15 protein-coding genes are annotated in these 15694 nt (G+C 71.6%); 3 read left to right on the forward strand and 12 right to left on the reverse strand.

Annotated elements, in window-relative coordinates; all coding sequences use genetic code 11:
* Positions 1 to 8: 8 nt before the first annotated feature.
* On the reverse strand, positions 9 to 767 hold the full coding sequence (locus AC5677_RS12870; RefSeq protein ID WP_497195173.1) for a TetR/AcrR family transcriptional regulator: 759 nt from the start codon (positions 765 to 767) through the stop codon (positions 9 to 11).
* A 109-nt stretch (positions 768 to 876) separates the two neighbouring features.
* Between AC5677_RS12870 and AC5677_RS12875 the strand changes: the two genes are divergently transcribed.
* Both AC5677_RS12875 and AC5677_RS12880 read left to right on the forward strand, forming a co-directional pair.
* Positions 877 to 2250, forward strand: coding sequence for a GH1 family beta-glucosidase (locus tag AC5677_RS12875; RefSeq protein WP_497195174.1), 1374 nt, complete (start codon positions 877 to 879; stop codon positions 2248 to 2250).
* The gene (locus tag AC5677_RS12880; protein ID WP_497195175.1) at positions 2247 to 3488 is read left to right on the forward strand and encodes an MFS transporter; all 1242 of its coding nucleotides are present in this window, start codon (positions 2247 to 2249) and stop codon (positions 3486 to 3488) included. The genes AC5677_RS12875 and AC5677_RS12880 overlap by 4 nt, the downstream gene beginning before the upstream one ends.
* Positions 3489 to 3591: 103 nt before the next feature.
* On the opposite strand, the gene era is transcribed toward AC5677_RS12880, so the two are convergent.
* The 7 genes from era to AC5677_RS12915 all read right to left on the reverse strand — a co-directional run bounded on the left by era (position 3592) and on the right by AC5677_RS12915 (position 10004).
* Positions 3592 to 4530, reverse strand: a complete 939-nt coding sequence (gene era, locus AC5677_RS12885; RefSeq protein WP_497195176.1) for a GTPase Era — start codon at positions 4528 to 4530, stop codon at positions 3592 to 3594.
* Positions 4531 to 4579: 49 nt separating this feature from the next.
* On the reverse strand, positions 4580 to 4945 hold the full coding sequence (locus tag AC5677_RS12890; protein WP_497195177.1) for a cytidine deaminase-like protein: 366 nt from the start codon (positions 4943 to 4945) through the stop codon (positions 4580 to 4582).
* A gap of 161 nt (positions 4946 to 5106) precedes the next feature.
* Positions 5107 to 5505 carry a hypothetical protein gene (locus AC5677_RS12895; RefSeq protein ID WP_497195178.1) on the reverse strand — a complete coding sequence of 133 codons (399 nt, stop codon included), beginning with the start codon at positions 5503 to 5505 and terminating at the stop codon, positions 5107 to 5109.
* Positions 5506 to 5692: 187 nt separating this feature from the next.
* Positions 5693 to 7024 (reverse strand): hemolysin family protein, encoded by a 1332-nt coding sequence (locus tag AC5677_RS12900; RefSeq protein WP_497195179.1) that lies wholly within the window; start codon positions 7022 to 7024, stop codon positions 5693 to 5695.
* A gap of 12 nt (positions 7025 to 7036) precedes the next feature.
* Entirely contained in the window at positions 7037 to 7534 is a 498-nt protein-coding gene (gene ybeY / locus AC5677_RS12905; RefSeq protein WP_497195180.1) for an rRNA maturation RNase YbeY, read from the reverse strand.
* Between the two features lie 57 nt (positions 7535 to 7591).
* Entirely contained in the window at positions 7592 to 8605 is a 1014-nt protein-coding gene (locus tag AC5677_RS12910) for a PhoH family protein (protein ID WP_497195181.1), read from the reverse strand.
* 250 nt (positions 8606 to 8855) lie between these two features.
* Positions 8856 to 10004, reverse strand: a complete 1149-nt coding sequence (locus tag AC5677_RS12915; RefSeq protein WP_497195182.1) for a carbohydrate kinase family protein — start codon at positions 10002 to 10004, stop codon at positions 8856 to 8858.
* A 66-nt stretch (positions 10005 to 10070) separates the two neighbouring features.
* On the opposite strand from AC5677_RS12915, the gene AC5677_RS12920 reads away from it, so the two are divergent.
* Positions 10071 to 11393 carry a 6-phospho-beta-glucosidase gene (locus AC5677_RS12920; RefSeq protein WP_497195183.1) on the forward strand — a complete coding sequence of 441 codons (1323 nt, stop codon included), beginning with the start codon at positions 10071 to 10073 and terminating at the stop codon, positions 11391 to 11393.
* A gap of 17 nt (positions 11394 to 11410) precedes the next feature.
* On the opposite strand, the gene AC5677_RS12925 is transcribed toward AC5677_RS12920, so the two are convergent.
* The 4 genes from AC5677_RS12925 to AC5677_RS12940 form a co-directional block, all read right to left on the reverse strand.
* Positions 11411 to 12163: an MBL fold metallo-hydrolase gene (locus AC5677_RS12925; RefSeq protein WP_497195184.1), complete on the reverse strand. Its 753-nt coding sequence runs from the start codon at positions 12161 to 12163 to the stop codon at positions 11411 to 11413.
* Positions 12164 to 12221: 58 nt separating this feature from the next.
* Positions 12222 to 12851, reverse strand: coding sequence for an MBL fold metallo-hydrolase (locus AC5677_RS12930; RefSeq protein ID WP_497195185.1), 630 nt, complete (start codon positions 12849 to 12851; stop codon positions 12222 to 12224).
* Positions 12851 to 13936 (reverse strand): S-(hydroxymethyl)mycothiol dehydrogenase, encoded by a 1086-nt coding sequence (locus AC5677_RS12935; RefSeq protein WP_497195186.1) that lies wholly within the window; start codon positions 13934 to 13936, stop codon positions 12851 to 12853. Before AC5677_RS12935 ends, AC5677_RS12930 begins: the two co-directional genes overlap by 1 nt.
* A 210-nt stretch (positions 13937 to 14146) precedes the next feature.
* A complete protein-coding gene (locus AC5677_RS12940) occupies positions 14147 to 15544 on the reverse strand; it encodes an enolase C-terminal domain-like protein (protein WP_497195187.1) in 1398 nt (465 codons plus the stop codon).
* Between the last annotated feature and the right edge of the window lie 150 nt (positions 15545 to 15694).

A 15694-nucleotide genomic window follows, 5' to 3' on the forward strand; every position in this document is an offset into this window, starting at 1 on the left:
AATGCGGTTCAGTGCCGTTCGGTGCGCCGCGGCGCGGTGGGGTCCGGTGCCGTGGGGTCCGGTGCCGTGGGTTCCGGCGCGGTGCCGGGCTGCGCGGCCGGCGCGTGCGTGGCGTGCTCGAAGAGGGTGGCCAGCTCGCGGGCGTGGGCCGCCAGGTCGTGCTCGGGGTGGGCGCTCCAGTACGCGAACATGTTGTCGATCCCGGCCTGGAGGCTGACGGCCATGACGCGGGCGTCGAACGCGCGGAACTCGCCGCTGCGCTGTCCCTCCAGGAAGGCGTTCTCCAGCCCCGTGTAGATCGGTTCGCTCGAGGCGATGCCGTAGTGGGGGGCACCGTCGGAGGTGCGGAAGCTGCTGAAGATCTCGCCGAGCGCGGCGAGCTGGCTCCGATGGTTGGACATGTACACGGCCACCGACTCGATGTAGACGCGCAGCCATCCGGTTGCCTCGGCGCGCTCCTCCAGCCGGGCGCCGACAAAGGCGCCGATGTCGCTGTAGACCTGGTCGACGAGCCGCTCTATCAACTCCTCCTTGCCCGCGAAGTGGTAGGAGATCACGCCCTTGCTGATCCCCGCCCGCTCCGCGATCTGCGCCAGCGAGGCCTTCGCGAACCCCCGTACCGCGATGGTCTCGACGGCGGCGTCGATGATCTGGGCGCGGCGCGCCTTCTCGATGAACGAGCGCTCCGGCTCCGCGGACTCCCGCTCACCCTTCCCCGCACCGTCCCGGGCACCCTCCTGGCCACCCGGATCATTTTTTGACCGCATGGCCAAATTATGGGCCACACGGCCAGCCGCTGTCCAGCGAGACCACCCCAACTCCCCGGTTCGTGTGACCTCTTGACGGTGTTACCGGCGGTAAACGAAGATCCCGCGCATGACAACCGAGCCGGTGAACTCGCCCCTCCCCCGCTTCCCCCGCGACTTCCTGTGGGGCGTGTCGACCTCCGCCGCGCAGATCGAGGGCGCGGTGGACGAGGACGGGCGGGGGCGCTCCTCCTGGGACTCCTTCACGGCGGAGGCCGGGCGGATCAAGGACGGGTCCGACGCCCGGGTCACCACCGACCACTACCACCGCTACCGCGAGGACGTCGCGCTCCTGAAGGGGCTCGGCGTCGGCGCGTACCGCTTCTCGGTGGCCTGGCCGCGGGTGGTGCCGGACGGCAGCGGGGCGGTCAACGCGGCCGGGCTGGACTTCTACGACCGGCTGGTGGACGCGCTGCTGGCGGCCGGGGTCGCACCCGTACCGACGCTGTTCCACTGGGACACCCCGCAGGCCCTGGAGGAGGGCGGCGGCTGGCTGCTACGGGAGACCGCGGAGCACTTCGCGGCGTACGCGGACGCAGTGGCGGCGCGGCTCGGGGACCGGGTGAAGCGCTGGATCACTCTCAATGAGCCCGCCGAACTCACCTTGCTGGGCTACGGACTGGGACAGCACGCACCCGGCCGCACGCTGCTCTTCGACGCGCTGCCGGCCGCCCACCACCAGCTGCTCGGACACGGCCTCGCCGTCCAGGCGCTGCGCGCCCGCGGCGCCACCGGCATCGGCATCGCCAACTCCCACGGCCCCACCTGGAAGGCCTCGGAATCCGAGGCCGACACCGAGGCCGCCGACTTCTACGACCTCCTCCTCAACCGGCTGTTCGCCGACCCCGTCCTGCTCGGCCGCTACCCGGACGAGGGCATCGCGGCGATGCTCCCGGGACCCGTCGCCGACGACCTGAAGATCATCTCCCAGCCGCTGGACTGGTACGGGATCAACTACTACCAGCCCACCCTGGTCGGCGCCCCGCAGCCGGACGCGGCCGGCCCCGCCGACTTCGCCGGGATCGCGCTGCCCCCCGAACTCCCCTTCGCGCCCCGGGAGATCGAGGGCTACCCCCGTACGGACTTCGGCTGGCCCGTGGTCCCCGAGGCGCTCACCGAACTGCTCCTCTCCTTCCGGGAGCGCTACGGCGCGAACCTGCCGCCGATCATGATCACCGAGAACGGCTGCTCCTACGAGGGCACCGAGGACACCGACCGGATCGCCTTCCTGGACGGGCATCTGCGGGCGCTGCACGACGCGATGGCCGCCGGGGTCGACGTCCGCGGCTACTTCGTCTGGTCGCTGATGGACAACTTCGAATGGGCCGAGGGCTACGCCCGGCGCTTCGGCCTCGTGCACATCGACTACGCGACGCTGGCCCGCACCCCCAAGGCGTCCTACCGCTGGCTGCGGGACGCGCTGCGGGCCCAGGCCCAGGGGTGAGCGCTCCCGCGCCCCTGTCGGCGCCGACCGAGCGGGTCGGCCGCGGCTGGACCGCCTCCCTCTCCCTGGCCAACGGCGCGATCTGGGTCGGCTGGTACGGGCCGATCCAGATCCTGCTCGCCCTGCAGGCCGCCGAACTCGCGCCGCCCGGGACCTCCAAGGAAACGGTGCTGGCATGGGTGACCGGCCTCGGCGCCGCGGTCTCGCTGCTCTCCAACCCGCTGTTCGGGGCGCTCTCGGACCGTACGGCCTCGCGGTACGGGCGCCGTACGCCCTGGATCCTGGCCGGCGCGCTGGGCGGGGCGGCGGCGCTGGCGCTGCTCGCCGGGGCGCGTACGGTCCTGGGGATGGCGGTCGGCTGGTGTCTGGTCCAGCTGACCCTCAACGCGGCGTTCGCGGCCCTCACGGCGGCCGTCCCGGACCGCGTCCCCCACCTCCAGCGCGGCGCGGTGGGCGGCTGGCTGGGCGCGGCCCAGATCCTCGGCGTCGTCGTCGGCACGGGCCTGGCCACCGTGGCCGGCGGAATCACCGCCGGCTACCTGGCCTGCGCCGCCTTCACCCTCCTGGCCACGCTCCCCTACCCGCTCCTCCACCGGGACCCGGTACTGCCGGCCGCCGCCCGCCCGCCGCTGACCTGGCGCGGTTTCCTCGCCGGTTTCTGGCTCGGGCCGCGCCGCCACCCCGACCTCGGCTGGGCCTGGCTGACCCGCTTCCTGATCAACCTCGGCAACGCGCTGGCGCTGCTGTACCTCCTGTACTACCTGCGGGACGCGCTGCACCATCCGGATCCGGACGGCGGGGTGCTGATCCTGACCGCGGTCAACGGCGTGACCCTGCTGGCCACCGTAGTCGTCGGCGGCATCTGGTCGGACCGGGTGGGCCGTCGGAAGCCGTTCGTCCTGTGGGCGGGGGTGATCATGGCGGCGGCCACCTTGCTCCTCGGCACGTGGCAGACCTGGACCGGCTCGCTGTGCGCCGCGGCGCTGCTCGGCGTCGGCTTCGGGGTCTTCACCTCCGTCGACTTCGCCCTGATGACGGATGTCCTGCCGGCCGCCGCCCACCGCGGCAAGGACCTCGGCCTCATCAACATCGCCAACTCGCTGCCCCAGGTGGCCGCCCCGGCACTGGCCGCGCCGATCGTGAACCATCTCGGCGGCTACCGGGTGCTGTACGCGGTGGCGGCGGCGATCGGGCTGGTGGGGGCGGTGCTGGTGCGGCGGATCCGGGGGGTGGCGTGACCGTTGGGACGGGCCCGCCCTGTCCGGGCGGCCGGTCCCGCGCGATGGTCGTCGCCGCCCGTCGGGTGCGTCCAGGACAGGGGCCCCATAAGCCCTGGAAGCGCTAGAAACCCAGCTTCCGCAGCTGCTTGGGGTCGCGCTGCCAGTCCTTGGCGACCTTCACGTGCAGGTCCAGGAACACGGGCGTACCGAGCAGCGCCTCGATGTGCTTGCGGGACTTCATGCCGACCTCCTTCAGGCGCTTGCCCTTGGGGCCGATGATGATGCCCTTCTGGCTGGGGCGCTCGATGTAGACATTCGCGTGGATGTCGAGGAGGGGCTTGTCGGCCGGGCGGTCCTCGCGCGGGAGCATCTCCTCGACGACCACCGCGATGGAGTGCGGCAGCTCGTCCCGTACGCCCTCCAGCGCGGCCTCGCGGATCAGCTCGGCGACCATGACCTGCTCGGGCTCGTCGGTGAGGTCGCCCTCGGGGTACAGCGCCGGGCTCTCCGGAAGGAGCGGGACGAGCAGGTCGGCGAGCAGGGAAACCTGCGTGTCGCCGACGGCCGAGACCGGGATGATCTCCGCCCACTCGATGCCGAGCTCCTTGCCGAGCTGGTCGATGGCGATCAACTGGCCCGCCAGCGTCTTGGAGTCGACCAGGTCGGTCTTGGTGACGATGGCGACCTTCGGCGTCTTCTTGATACCGGCCAGCTCCGTGGCGATATAGCGGTCGCCGGGGCCGATCTTCTGGTCGGCGGGCAGGCAGAAGCCGATGACGTCGACCTCGGCCCAGGTGGTGCGCACGACGTCGTTGAGGCGCTCGCCGAGCAGGGTGCGCGGCTTGTGCAGACCGGGGGTGTCCACCAGGACCAGCTGGGCCTCAGGGCGGTGCACGATGCCGCGCACGGTGTGGCGGGTGGTCTGCGGCCGGTTGGAGGTGATGGCCACCTTTGTGCCGACGAGAGCGTTCGTAAGGGTGGACTTGCCCGCGTTCGGACGGCCGACGAAGCAGGCGAAGCCGGCGCGGTGCGGGGCGGAGGAGTCAGTACGGACGCTCATGGCGCCCATTCTCCCTGATCGCCGGGGCCGCGCCGACCATCGCCAGGGGTCAGACGCCGGACCCGCCCGCGGGGACGCTGCTGCGCAGGGCGCCGTCCGGGCCCGCGACCAGGACCGGGGTCCGGGGCCCGCCGAGGTCCCGCACCGCCGCACGGTCCGCGTCCGCGGCCTGCTCGGCCTCGGTGACCACGGCCGCGGCCTCCAGGGACGTGGCTCCGCTGGCCACGGCCATCGCCACGGCCGTCTGCAGCGCGCTCAGCTTCAGCGAGTCCAGGGCGACGGTCCCGGCGACGTAGGTGCGGCCGGTCTCGTCCCGTACGGCGGCCCCCTCGGGCACACCGTTACGGGCCCGCGCCGAGCGTGCGAGCGTGATGATCTTGCGGTCTTCGGGGTCCAGCGGTGCGGAGTCGGTCATACGGGGAGCATATGCAGTCCCGTTCGCCGGGGTGGGCCGGGGCCGGAGCCGTTGGCGGTTTCGGCCGGTGCGGGAGGTTCGGTCCCGCCGCACCGAGCTGAAGACGGCGGTTGCCCCGCTCCCCTGCGCCGGGGCAACCGCTCTTCAGCAGGCAGCAGCCATCAGGTGGCGCCGCTGCAGTCCACAACGAGGGTGGGGCCGGTGCCCTTGCCGGAATCCTCGTCGACGAGCTTTCCGGAAACCAGCATTTCGCACCTCACCTCCCCCTTTTCGGCGGCGTTCACCGGCGCCACCGATACGCCCGGATAGCGGTCCTTTTCCACTTTTACGGTCCTGGACCACGGAGCCTTGACCTTCCTGAATTCCTCGGTATGCCCACCGGAACCCCGGGTACCGGTCATGGAGATATTCAGCGGAAGGTTCGACTCCACGGTGAACCGGACGGAAACTTCCCCGTCATCGCTCCGTGCGGAGCCTTCCTTGCTTTCCGGACTGCCGGAACAGCCGACCAACAGCGCCACCGCGGCGACCGCACCAACCGCCGCATTGAATGCACGCATTCCTTGCAATTTTCCTCTCGGGCATCGCGGTTGGCGCGCTGTCGGCAACCGGCCAGAGCGATCTTTCCATGGTCATCGGGACGGAATCCAGCTTCCCGAAACATGGAATGCAGAAAACTTGCAGTGCACTTGGGATCAGTACGCGAGAACGGAAAACAGCGGGCGGTGCCCGGCGGCGGGCGCGGGGTCAGTTCTCGGAGCGCTGTGCGTCGGCGCCGCTGCCGCCCTCCTGGCGGACCGGCTCGCAGAGCACCGTGATGATCTTGTTGCGGCGGCCGGCCGGGGACTCGGCGGTCAGCCGCAGCGCCTTGAGCCCGGGGTCGTGGGCGTCGTCGGAGAGATCGATCTCGGCCGTGGCGCCCGCGATCGGCACCCGGCCCAGCAGCTTGGCGAGCAGCCCGCCGACCGTCTCGACGTCCTCGTCGTCCAGCTCGGCCAGGCCGTAGAGCTCGCCGAGGGCGCCGATGTCCAGCCGGGCCGTGACGCGGTAGCGGCCGTCGCCGAGCTCCTCGACGGGCGGCAGCTCACGGTCGTACTCGTCGGTGATCTCGCCGACGATCTCCTCCAGGATGTCCTCGATGGTGACGATGCCGGCCGTGCCGCCGTACTCGTCGATCACCACCGCGACGTGATTGCGGTCCTGCTGCATCTCGCGCAGCAGATCACCGGCGTTCTTGGTGTCGGGGACGAAGACGGCGGGGCGCATGGCCGTGGAGACCAGCTCGGTCTCCGCGTCCCGGCTGATGTGCACCTTGCGGGCCAGGTCCTTGAGATAGACCATGCCGACGACATCGTCCTCGTTCTCGCCGGTCACCGGGATCCGGGAGAAGCCGGAGCGCAGCGCCAGGGTCAGCGCCTGCCGGATGGTCTTGAAGCGCTCGACGGACACCAGGTCCGTACGCGGCACCATCACCTCCCGCACGAGGGTGTCGCCGAGCTGGAAGACGGAGTGCACCATGCGGCGCTCCTCGTCCTCGATCAGCGACTCCTTCTCGGCCAGGTCCACCAGCGAGCGCAGCTCGGCCTCCGAGGCGAACGGGCCCTTGCGGAAGCCCTTTCCGGGGGTGAGGGCGTTGCCGATGAGGATCAGCAGCTGCGGGATGGGGCCCATGATGCGGGCCAGTGGCAGCAGGACATAGGCGGCGGCGGTCGCGGTGTTGAGCGGGTGCTGCCGGCCGATGGTGCGCGGGGAGACGCCGACGGCGACGTAGGAGACCAGCACCATCACCGCGATGGCGACGGCCAGCGCCTGCCATGTCTTGTCGAAGGAGCGCAGGCAGGCGTAGGTGACCAGGACGCCGGCGGCCATCTCGCAGCCGACCCGCACCAGCAGCGCGACGTTCAGATAGCGGGTGGGGTCGGCGGCGACCTGGGCGAGCCTGGCGCTGCCGCGGCGGCCGGAGCGGACGGCTTCCTCGGCGCGAAAGCTCGTCGTACGGGCCAGGCCCGCCTCGGCGCAGGCGGCGAGCCAGGCGATCACGACGAGGAGGACCGCGACGGCGATCAACTGGGTGGTCATCGTGGTGTCCGGTTACGACATGGTGGGGGCCGGCGAGGGACCGGTCATCCCCCGCTCGGCCCGCCAGCCGTCGATGATCGCCGCCTGGAGACCGAACATCTCGGCCTTCTCGTCCGGCTCCTCATGGTCGTACCCGAGCAGATGCAGCACGCCGTGGACGGTGAGCAGCTGAAGCTCCTCATCCATGCTGTGGCCGGTCGGGGCCTCCTCGCCCTGCTTCTTGGCGACCTCGGGGCACAGCACGATGTCACCGAGGAGCCCCTGCGGGGGCTCCTCGTCGTCCTTGGCCGGCGGACGCAGCTCATCCATCGGGAAGGACATGACATCGGTCGGACCCGGCAGGTCCATCCACTGGATGTGGAGCTGCTCCATGGCCTCGGCGTCCACGACGATGACGGACAGCTCGGAGAGCGGGTGGATGCGCATCCGGGCAATGGCATAGCGGGCGACGTCCAGGACGGCCTGCTCGTCGATGTCCGTTCCGGACTCGTTGTTGACGTCGATCGACATGGGTGGTGTTTCGTCTCGCTTCTCGCGCTGAGCGGTTCGGTGCTTACCGGCCGCGGCCTACTGGCCGTTGCGGCCGTTGCGGCTGTCGTACTTCTCGTAGGCGTCGACGATACGGCCGACGAGCTTGTGCCGGACCACGTCCTTGCTGGTGAGGAGGGAGAAATTGACGTCGTCGACGCCGTCGAGGATCTCCCGGACCTGGCGCAGACCGCTCTTCGTACCGCCCGGCAGGTCGACCTGGGTGACGTCACCGGTGATGACGATCTTCGAGTCGAAGCCGAGGCGGGTGAGGAACATCTTCATCTGCTCGGGGTTGGTGTTCTGCGCCTCGTCGAGAATGATGAAGGCGTCATTCAGGGTCCGGCCGCGCATGTACGCCAGCGGCGCGACCTCGATCGTCCCCGCGGCCATCAGGCGCGGGATCGAGTCCGGGTCGAGCATGTCGTGCAGCGCGTCGTAGAGCGGGCGCAGATACGGGTCGATCTTCTCGTAGAGGGTGCCGGGCAGGAAGCCCAGCCGCTCGCCGGCCTCGACCGCGGGGCGGGTCAGGATGATGCGGTTGACCTGCTTGGCCTGGAGCGCCTGGACGGCCTTGGCCATGGCGAGATACGTCTTGCCGGTGCCGGCCGGGCCGATGCCGAACACGATGGTGTGCGCGTCGATGGCGTCGACATAGCGCTTCTGGTTGAGGGTCTTGGGCCGGATCGTGCGGCCGCGGTTGGACAGGATGTTCTGGGTCAGCACCTCGGCGGGCGTCTCGCCCACCGCGCCCTCGCCGTCCTCCGCCGCGCGCAGCATGGCGATGGAGCGTTCCACTGCGTCCTCCGTCATCGGTTGTCCGGTGCGGAGCACCAGCATCATCTCGTCGAACAGACGCTGAATGAGGCCCACTTCCCGGGCATCTCCGACAGCGCTGACTTCGTTGCCCCGGACATGGATGTCGGTCGCCGGGAAGGCCTTTTCGATCACCCGCAGCAGCGAGTCTCCGGACCCCAGGACCGTCACCATCGGGTGCTTGGCCGGGACGGTGAACTGGGCGCTGGCCTGCGGTTGCATGGGTGTCTGCGTCATGGGCCGGCTCGGTAGCCTGCTCAACCCCCATCCTTTGCTCTTCAAAGGCGCCTGCGCTCGTGAAAGGGGCGCCGGTGGCCTGACCTCTCTTGGGATACAAGAGTACGACGGGGCACTGACAAGGCCGAAGGCTTTTCGGGGCGGGCAGGGGACGGGCCGGGAACGGGCGGGGAACGGGACGCCCGCCCGCCCCTCGGCCGGGCGGCCCCGGGCCGGGTGCACTCGGGCCCGCGCACTCAGGCCCGCGCACTCAGGCCGGGCGCCGGAAGCCGATCGTGGGGACCGCACGGGCCAGCGGGGCGGGCCGGTAGGCGGCGGGCAGCACATCGTCCAGGAATCCGTACTGGCGGCGCAGCGCGGCCGGCCCCGCGGCGTCACACGTCCGTACCCCCTGCCACCAGGCCGCGATCTCGGCCCAGCCGGGTGCGGAGAGCGAGCCGCCGAATTCCTGCACCGACAGGGCGGCGCTCAGGCCCGCGAAGGCCAGCCGGTCGGCGAGCGGCCAGTCGGCGAGGGTGCCGGTGACGAACCCGGCGACGAATACGTCCCCGGCGCCGGTGGGGTCCAGCGCCTCGACGGCGATGGCGGGCACCTCGGCGCACTCCCCGGTCCGGCCGTCCGCGGCGCAGGCGCCCTCCGCGCCCATGGTGACCACCGCGAGCGGAACGCGTTCGGCCAGCTTGCGGGCGGCGGCGCGGGGGCAGTCGGTGCGGGTGTAGCGCATCGCCTCCTCCGCGTTGGGCAGGAAGGCCTCGCAGTGTGCGAGGTCGGCGAGGTCGGCCGGGTCCCAGCGGCCGCTGTCGTCCCAGCCCACGTCCGCGAAGATCCGGCTGCCGCGGCCGGCCGCGCAGCCCAGCCAGCCCTCGCGGCGGCCGGGCACCAGCGAGGCGACGCAGGCGCGGGACGGCGGCGGGCAGCCCGGTGCGTGCGCGCCGTCGAAGGCGGACTCGGGCGGCGGCGCCTCATGGCCGTGCGAGACCATCGTGCGCTCGCCCTCGTAGGCCATGGAGACCGTCACCGGGGAGTGCCAGCCGGGGACCGTACGGGACATCGTCAGGTCGATGCCCTCGCCCTGGGAGAGCGCCTCCCAGCAGTACTCGCCGTACATGTCGTCGCCGAAGGCGGCGGCCAGGGAGGTGCGCAGCCCGAGCCGGGCCAGCGCCGTGGCCATGTTGGCGACGCCGCCGGGGCTGGAGCCCATGCCGCGGGCCCAGGACTCGGTGCCGCGGACCGGGGCGGAATCCAGGCCGGTGAAGATGATGTCCAGGAAGACCGTGCCGGTCAGATAGACGTCGGTGTACGGATCGCCCGTGCGCCGCACCTCGGCGAGCGGGTCGAGGGCCGTCGGCACGGGAGCCGGGCCCGCAGGCGGTTGGACATCGCGTCGGCCACTGCTCACCGCGCTCGCCCCTCTCATCTCGGCACGTGCCGCCAGTCTGCCTGATGCTGCGGTACGTTCCGCCTCATGAGGCTCACGATTCTCGGCGGAGGCGGTTTCCGGGTGCCGCTGGTCTACCGCGCGCTGCTGGAGGACCCGGCACGCTCCGTCTCCGAGGTGACCCTGTACGACACCGACGCGCAACGGGTGGCGGTGATCGCCGATGTGCTGGCGCGGCTGGCGCAGGGCCGTCCCCATCCGGTGACCGTACGCCTCGCCCGCGATCTGGACGAGGCCGTGACCGGGGCCGATTTCATCTTCTCCGCGATACGGGTGGGCGGTACGGCCGGCCGGATCCGCGATGAGCGCATTCCGCTGGCCGAGGGGGTGCTGGGGCAGGAGACGGTCGGCGCGGGCGGTGTCCTGTACGGCCTGCGGACCATCCCGGTGGCGCTGGGCATCGCCGAACGCGTGGCGGCGCTCGCCCCGACGGCGTGGGTCATCAACTTCACGAACCCGGCGGGCATGGTCACCGAGGCGATGTCGCAGGTGCTGGGCGACCGTGTCATCGGGATCTGCGACTCACCGGTGGGGCTGGTACGCCGGGCGGCCCGCGCGGCCGGGGCGGATCCGGACCGCGTGGCGTACGACTACGTGGGCCTCAACCACCTCGGGTGGCTGCGGTCGTTGACGCTCGACGGCGCCGAGCTGCTGCCCAAACTCCTCGACGACGCGGCCGCGCTGGGCTCGTTCGAGGAGGGGCGCCTCTTCGGCGCGGACTGGCTGCACACCCTGGGCGCGCTCCCCAACGAGTATCTGCACTACTACTACTTCCGCCGCGAGACCCTCGCCTCCGTACGGGACACCCCCGAGACCCGCGGCGAGTTCCTCGACCAGCAGCAGGGTGGCTTCTTCGCGCGGGCCGCGGCGGCGGGCGGCCCGCAGGCCGCGTACGACCTGTGGGAGCGGACCCGGCTGGAGCGCGAGGAGACGTACATGGCGCACAGCCGGGAGGCGAGCGGCGGCTGGCAGCGCGACAGTCACGACCTGGAAGGCGGCGGCTACGACCGGGTCGCGCTGGCCCTGATGCACGCCATCGCGGGCAACCGCGGCAGCCGGCTGATCCTCAATGTCCGCAACGGTTCGACGGTGCCGCAGCTGGCGCCGGACGCGATCGTGGAGACGGTCTGCGAGGTGACGTCCAAGGGCGCCCGGCCGCTGCCGTGCGCGCCGTTGCGCGAGGATCAGTTGGGGCTGATGTTGCAGGTCAAGGCGGTGGAGCGGGCGACGGTGGAGGCCGCGACGTTCAAGGACCGGGGCGCGGCGCTGCGGGCGCTGGCGCTGCATCCGCTGGTGGACTCCGCCGCGGTGGCCGCCCGCATCCTGGAGCGGGCGGCCGGGGAGATGTGACGGAGGGCGGCGGGGCGTCACAGCTCCACTTGCTCGCCCGGCTTCAACACGTGGAGACGGTCCGCCAGTCCCGCCTTCTCGAAGGCCGGACGGAGGGTGTCCGGTCCCTGGGTGAAGTGCGCCCAGTGCTCCATGTGCAGCGGGACGACGTGCCGGGCGCCGAGGATCCCGGCCGCCTCCGCCGCGCCGGCGCTGGGGAGGGTGAGGAAGGCGTCCCCCAGCAGCGGCGTCTGCGCCCCGCCCGCGAAGAGGACGGCGATGTCGACCGGGCCGCAGCGGTCGGCGATCCGGCGCACGACGTCGAGCGAGGCGTTGTCGCCGCTGACGTAGACGGTCGGCAGGCCCGCGCCCTCCAGTACGAAGCCCGTCACCTCACCGACCACCGGCTCGCTGCCCTCGGGCCCGTGCAGGGCGGGGACGCCGGTGATGCGCAGCCCGTCCTTCGGCTCGTACGACGCCCAGTTGGCCAGCGCCCGGACCGGCCCGCCGAGCCGCTCCCGGGCGGATGCCGTGGACAGGACCAGGGGCGCCCGGTCGACGTAGGCGCGGCCGGCGTGGTCGAGGTTGTCCGGGTGCTGGTCGTGGGAGAGCAGCACGGCATCGACCGGGCCGACCTCCGCGGCGGCGAGGGCCGGTCCGGCGGTCTTCACCAACGTGCGCTGTCCGATGGGGTAGTCACCGGGCGCGTCGAACGTCGGGTCGGTGAGCAGCCGCAGCCCGCCGAACTCGATCAGCGCGGTGGGGCCGCCCAGATAGCGAATGATCGTCATGCCGATGCCAAGCCCGGGGACGGGCCGTCTATTCCGCCGGTCGCCGGGCCCTCGGCCGCTAGTGCCCCCTCGTGATCCACTCCTCCAGATGCGGGGCCTCGTCCCCGATGGTCGTCGCGTCGCCGTGTCCGGTGCGGACCTCGGTCCGGAGCGGCAGGGTCAGCAGCCGGTCCCGGATCGATTCGATGATCGTCGGGAAGTCCGAGAAGGACCGCCCGGTGGCGCCGGGGCCGCCGTGGAAGAGGGTGTCGCCGGTGAAGACCGTGCCCAGGTCGGGCGCGTAGAGGCAGACCGCGCCCGGTGCGTGCCCGGGGGTGTGCAGCACCGTCAGGTCCGTACCGGCGATGGTGAGTACCTGCCCGTCGGCCAGGTGCGCGTCCGGGGCGTGGCCGGGATGGGTCTGCTTCCAGAGCGGCAGGTCGTCGGGGTGCAGATGGATCTGTGCGCCGGTGCGGGCGGCGAGCGCCGGTGCGGCGTCGATGTGGTCGTTGTGGCCGTGGGTGCAGATGATGGCGCGCAGCGTCCGGCCGCCGAGGGCTTCGAGGATGGCGTCGGCGTCGTGCGCGGCGTCGATGACGACCGCCTCGACGTCGTCGCCGACGATCCATACGTTGTTGTCGACGTCCCAGGTGCCGCCGTCCAGGGAGAACGTCCCGGAGGTGACCAGGTGATCGATGCGGGCCGTCATCAGAGCACCACCACCGAACGCAGGACGTCGCCCGCGTGCATCCGCTCGAAGGCCTGCTCGACGTCCTCGATACCGATGGTCTCGGTGACGAATGCGGCGAGGTCGATCCGGCCCTGCTGATGCAGGTCGATCAGCATCGGGAAGTCGCGGGAGGGCAGGCAGTCGCCGTACCAGGAGGACTTGAGGGCGCCGCCGCGGCCGAAGACGTCCAGCAGGGGGAGTTCCAGGATCATCTCCGGGGTGGGGACGCCCACCAGGACGACGGTGCCGGCGAGGTCCCGGGCGTAGAACGCCTGTTTGTAGGTCTCCGGGCGGCCCACCGCATCGATGACCACATCCGCGCCGAAACCGCCGGTCAGCTCCTGGATCGCCGCAACGGGGTCGGTGGAACGGGAGTTGACGGTGTGGGTGGCGCCCATGGACCGGGCCTTTTCGAGCTTCCGGTCGTCGATGTCGACGGCGATGATCTTCGCCGCGCCCGCCAGCCTCGCCCCCACGACGGCGGCGTCCCCCACCCCGCCGCAGCCGATGACCGCCACCGAGTCGCCGCGCCCCACCCCGCCGGTGTTGATGGCGGCGCCGAGGCCCGCCATCACCCCGCAGCCCAGCAGCCCGGCCACGGCCGGTGAGACCTCGGGGTCGACCTTGGTGCACTGCCCGGCGGCGACCAGCGTCTTGTCGGCGAACGCCCCGATGCCCAGCGCCGGGCTCAGCTCCGTCCCGTCCTTCAGGGTCATCTTCTGCCGGGCGTTGTGCGTGTCGAAGCAGTACTGCGGGCGCCCGCGCAGACACGCCCGGCACGCCCCGCACACGGCCCGCCAGTTGAGGACGACGAAGTCCCCCGGCGCCACGTCCGTGACATCCGCCCCGACGGACTCGACGACACCCGCCGCCTCGTGCCCCAGCAGGAACGGGAACTCGTCGTTGATCCCGCCCTGCTTGTAATGCAGATCGGTGTGGCAGACCCCACAGGCCTGGATCTTCACCACGGCCTCACCGGGGCCGGGATCCGGCACCAGGATCGTCTCCAGCCGGACGGGTTCGTTCTTCCCCGGCGCAATGACGCCGCGCACTTCCTGTGCCATGGAACAGCCCCTTTCGAAGATCACCTACGGGACCACTGTGGCGTACCGCCACTGAGCCGTGCCACACCGTACGCGGAAGGGGGGTGGTTGGGGAGGATTGGCCGCATCGTCGTCATCCGGGAACGGCCGCGCGGCGGCGGGTGGTTCGCCGCGCGGGGTGTCGCCGTGCGGTGCGCGGCGTGCGGCGTGTCCGTGCCGCGCGGTCCGGTCTCACCAGCGCGGAACCGCGGGCGTGACCCACCGGGGATCGGCCACCCGCATCGCCGCCGCGTCATCGCGGGAGCGGTAGCCTCCGTCGTCCTCCAGCCAGCGGCGGTGCAGGGCCGCGAGCCGGTCGGGGTCGAGGGCGACGCCCAGGCCGGGGGCGTCGCCGACGTCCAGATGGCCGTCGCGGAAGGTGAGGCGTTCGGTAAGGACGTCCTCGGTCTGCCAGGGGTAGTGGGTGTCGCAGGCGTGGTCGAGATGCGGGAGGGTCGCCGCGACCTGGGTCATGGCGGCGAGGCTGATGCCCAGGTGGGTGTTGGAGTGCATGGACAGGCCGACGCCGAAGGTGTCGCAGACGGCGGCCAGTTCGCGGGTGCTGCGCAGGCCGCCCCAGTAGTGGTGGTCGCAGAGCAGGATCTGCACGGCGTCGCGGGTGAACGCCTCGGCGATCTCGTCGAAGGTCGTCACGCACATGTTGGTGGCCAGCGGCAGGTTCTCCCTTCTCCAGGTACCGCTGGGAGGTGCCTCCAGCCCGCCCCCGCCCCGGTCGGCGGGGCTTCGCCCCGCACCGCGCAAGGCGGCCGCCACCTCCGCCATCCGTGCGGTGCCGCTCGCCGGATCCTCCAGGTATTCCAGGACGTCGCCCAGCTCGTGCGCCACCTCCAGCGAGGTGCGCACGCTCCAGGCGCCGTTGGGGTCGAGGCGGAGCGGGCTGCCCGGGAACGCGGCGGCGAGCGCCCTGACCGCCGCGATCTCCTGTGCGGGCGCGAAGACGCCGCCCTTGAGCTTGAAGGACCTGAAGCCGTACCGGTCCGCGAAGCGGCGGGCCTGGGCGACGACGCCGGCCGGATCGAGTGCCGCGCCCCAGTCGTCGCGTTCCCCGCGGCCGCCCGGGTGGGCGTCCCACCGGTAGAAGAGGTATCCGCCGTATTCGACGCGGTCACGGACCTTGCCGCCGAGCAGCGCGTGGACGGGCAGTCCGGCGGCGTGTCCCCAGGCGTCCAGGCAGGCCACCTCGAAACCGGAGAGCACCGAGAGCCGCAGTTTGCCGGCGGTCCGCACGCCGCGCAGCCCGCCGGCGTCGACGGCGTCGACGGCGTCGGCACCGGTGGCGGCGGGCGAGGCGCCGCACACCTGCGCGGCCAGCGCGGGGAGTCCGTTCAGGTCCGTGACCTTGCGGCCGATCAGTGCGGTCGCCAACGGGCGGGCCAGATCGAGGTACTCGGCATCGCCGTAGGTCTCGCCGAGTCCGGTGGCACCGCCCGCCGTCACCACCTCGATGATCAGCCGGGGAGTGTACGGCTGGTGTACGCCCTGGGTGTTGAGCAGCGGCGGGTCGGCAACCAGGACCGGGGTGAGCCGGACCTCGGTGATGGCGAGGCGGTCCATGCGGGGTGACTCCATGCGGGGCGACTCCTGCACCGTTGAGGGCCGTTTGCATATATGGGCGACGTCCTCATATGCAGTCGGAGGGTAAGGAGCGGCGCCAGGGCCGTCAACACCCCCCGCCCCGTGAGGCTTTACCAACCGTTGAATCTTCGCGCGTAGATAGGC

This window comes from Streptomyces sp. JLSY215 (genome assembly GCF_059682825.1).

Excerpts from the sequence above, each read along its gene's own strand:
- era (WP_497195176.1), bottom strand. The coding sequence starts at position 4,530 with ATGAGCGTCCGTACTGACTCCTCCGCCCCGCACCGCGCCGGCTTCGCC.
- AC5677_RS12890 (WP_497195177.1), bottom strand. The coding sequence starts at position 4,945 with ATGACCGACTCCGCACCGCTGGACCCCGAAGACCGCAAGATCATCACG.
- AC5677_RS12910 (WP_497195181.1), bottom strand. The coding sequence starts at position 8,605 with ATGACGCAGACACCCATGCAACCGCAGGCCAGCGCCCAGTTCACCGTC.
- AC5677_RS12925 (WP_497195184.1), bottom strand. The coding sequence starts at position 12,163 with ATGACGATCATTCGCTATCTGGGCGGCCCCACCGCGCTGATCGAGTTC.
- AC5677_RS12870 (WP_497195173.1), bottom strand. The coding sequence starts at position 767 with ATGCGGTCAAAAAATGATCCGGGTGGCCAGGAGGGTGCCCGGGACGGT.
- AC5677_RS12895 (WP_497195178.1), bottom strand. The coding sequence starts at position 5,505 with ATGCGTGCATTCAATGCGGCGGTTGGTGCGGTCGCCGCGGTGGCGCTG.
- AC5677_RS12935 (WP_497195186.1), bottom strand. The coding sequence starts at position 13,936 with ATGGCACAGGAAGTGCGCGGCGTCATTGCGCCGGGGAAGAACGAACCC.
- AC5677_RS12930 (WP_497195185.1), bottom strand. The coding sequence starts at position 12,851 with ATGACGGCCCGCATCGATCACCTGGTCACCTCCGGGACGTTCTCCCTG.
- AC5677_RS12920 (WP_497195183.1), top strand. The coding sequence starts at position 10,071 with ATGAGGCTCACGATTCTCGGCGGAGGCGGTTTCCGGGTGCCGCTGGTC.
- AC5677_RS12875 (WP_497195174.1), top strand. The coding sequence starts at position 877 with ATGACAACCGAGCCGGTGAACTCGCCCCTCCCCCGCTTCCCCCGCGAC.
- AC5677_RS12900 (WP_497195179.1), bottom strand. The coding sequence starts at position 7,024 with ATGACCACCCAGTTGATCGCCGTCGCGGTCCTCCTCGTCGTGATCGCC.
- ybeY (WP_497195180.1), bottom strand. The coding sequence starts at position 7,534 with ATGTCGATCGACGTCAACAACGAGTCCGGAACGGACATCGACGAGCAG.
- AC5677_RS12940 (WP_497195187.1), bottom strand. The coding sequence starts at position 15,544 with ATGGAGTCACCCCGCATGGACCGCCTCGCCATCACCGAGGTCCGGCTC.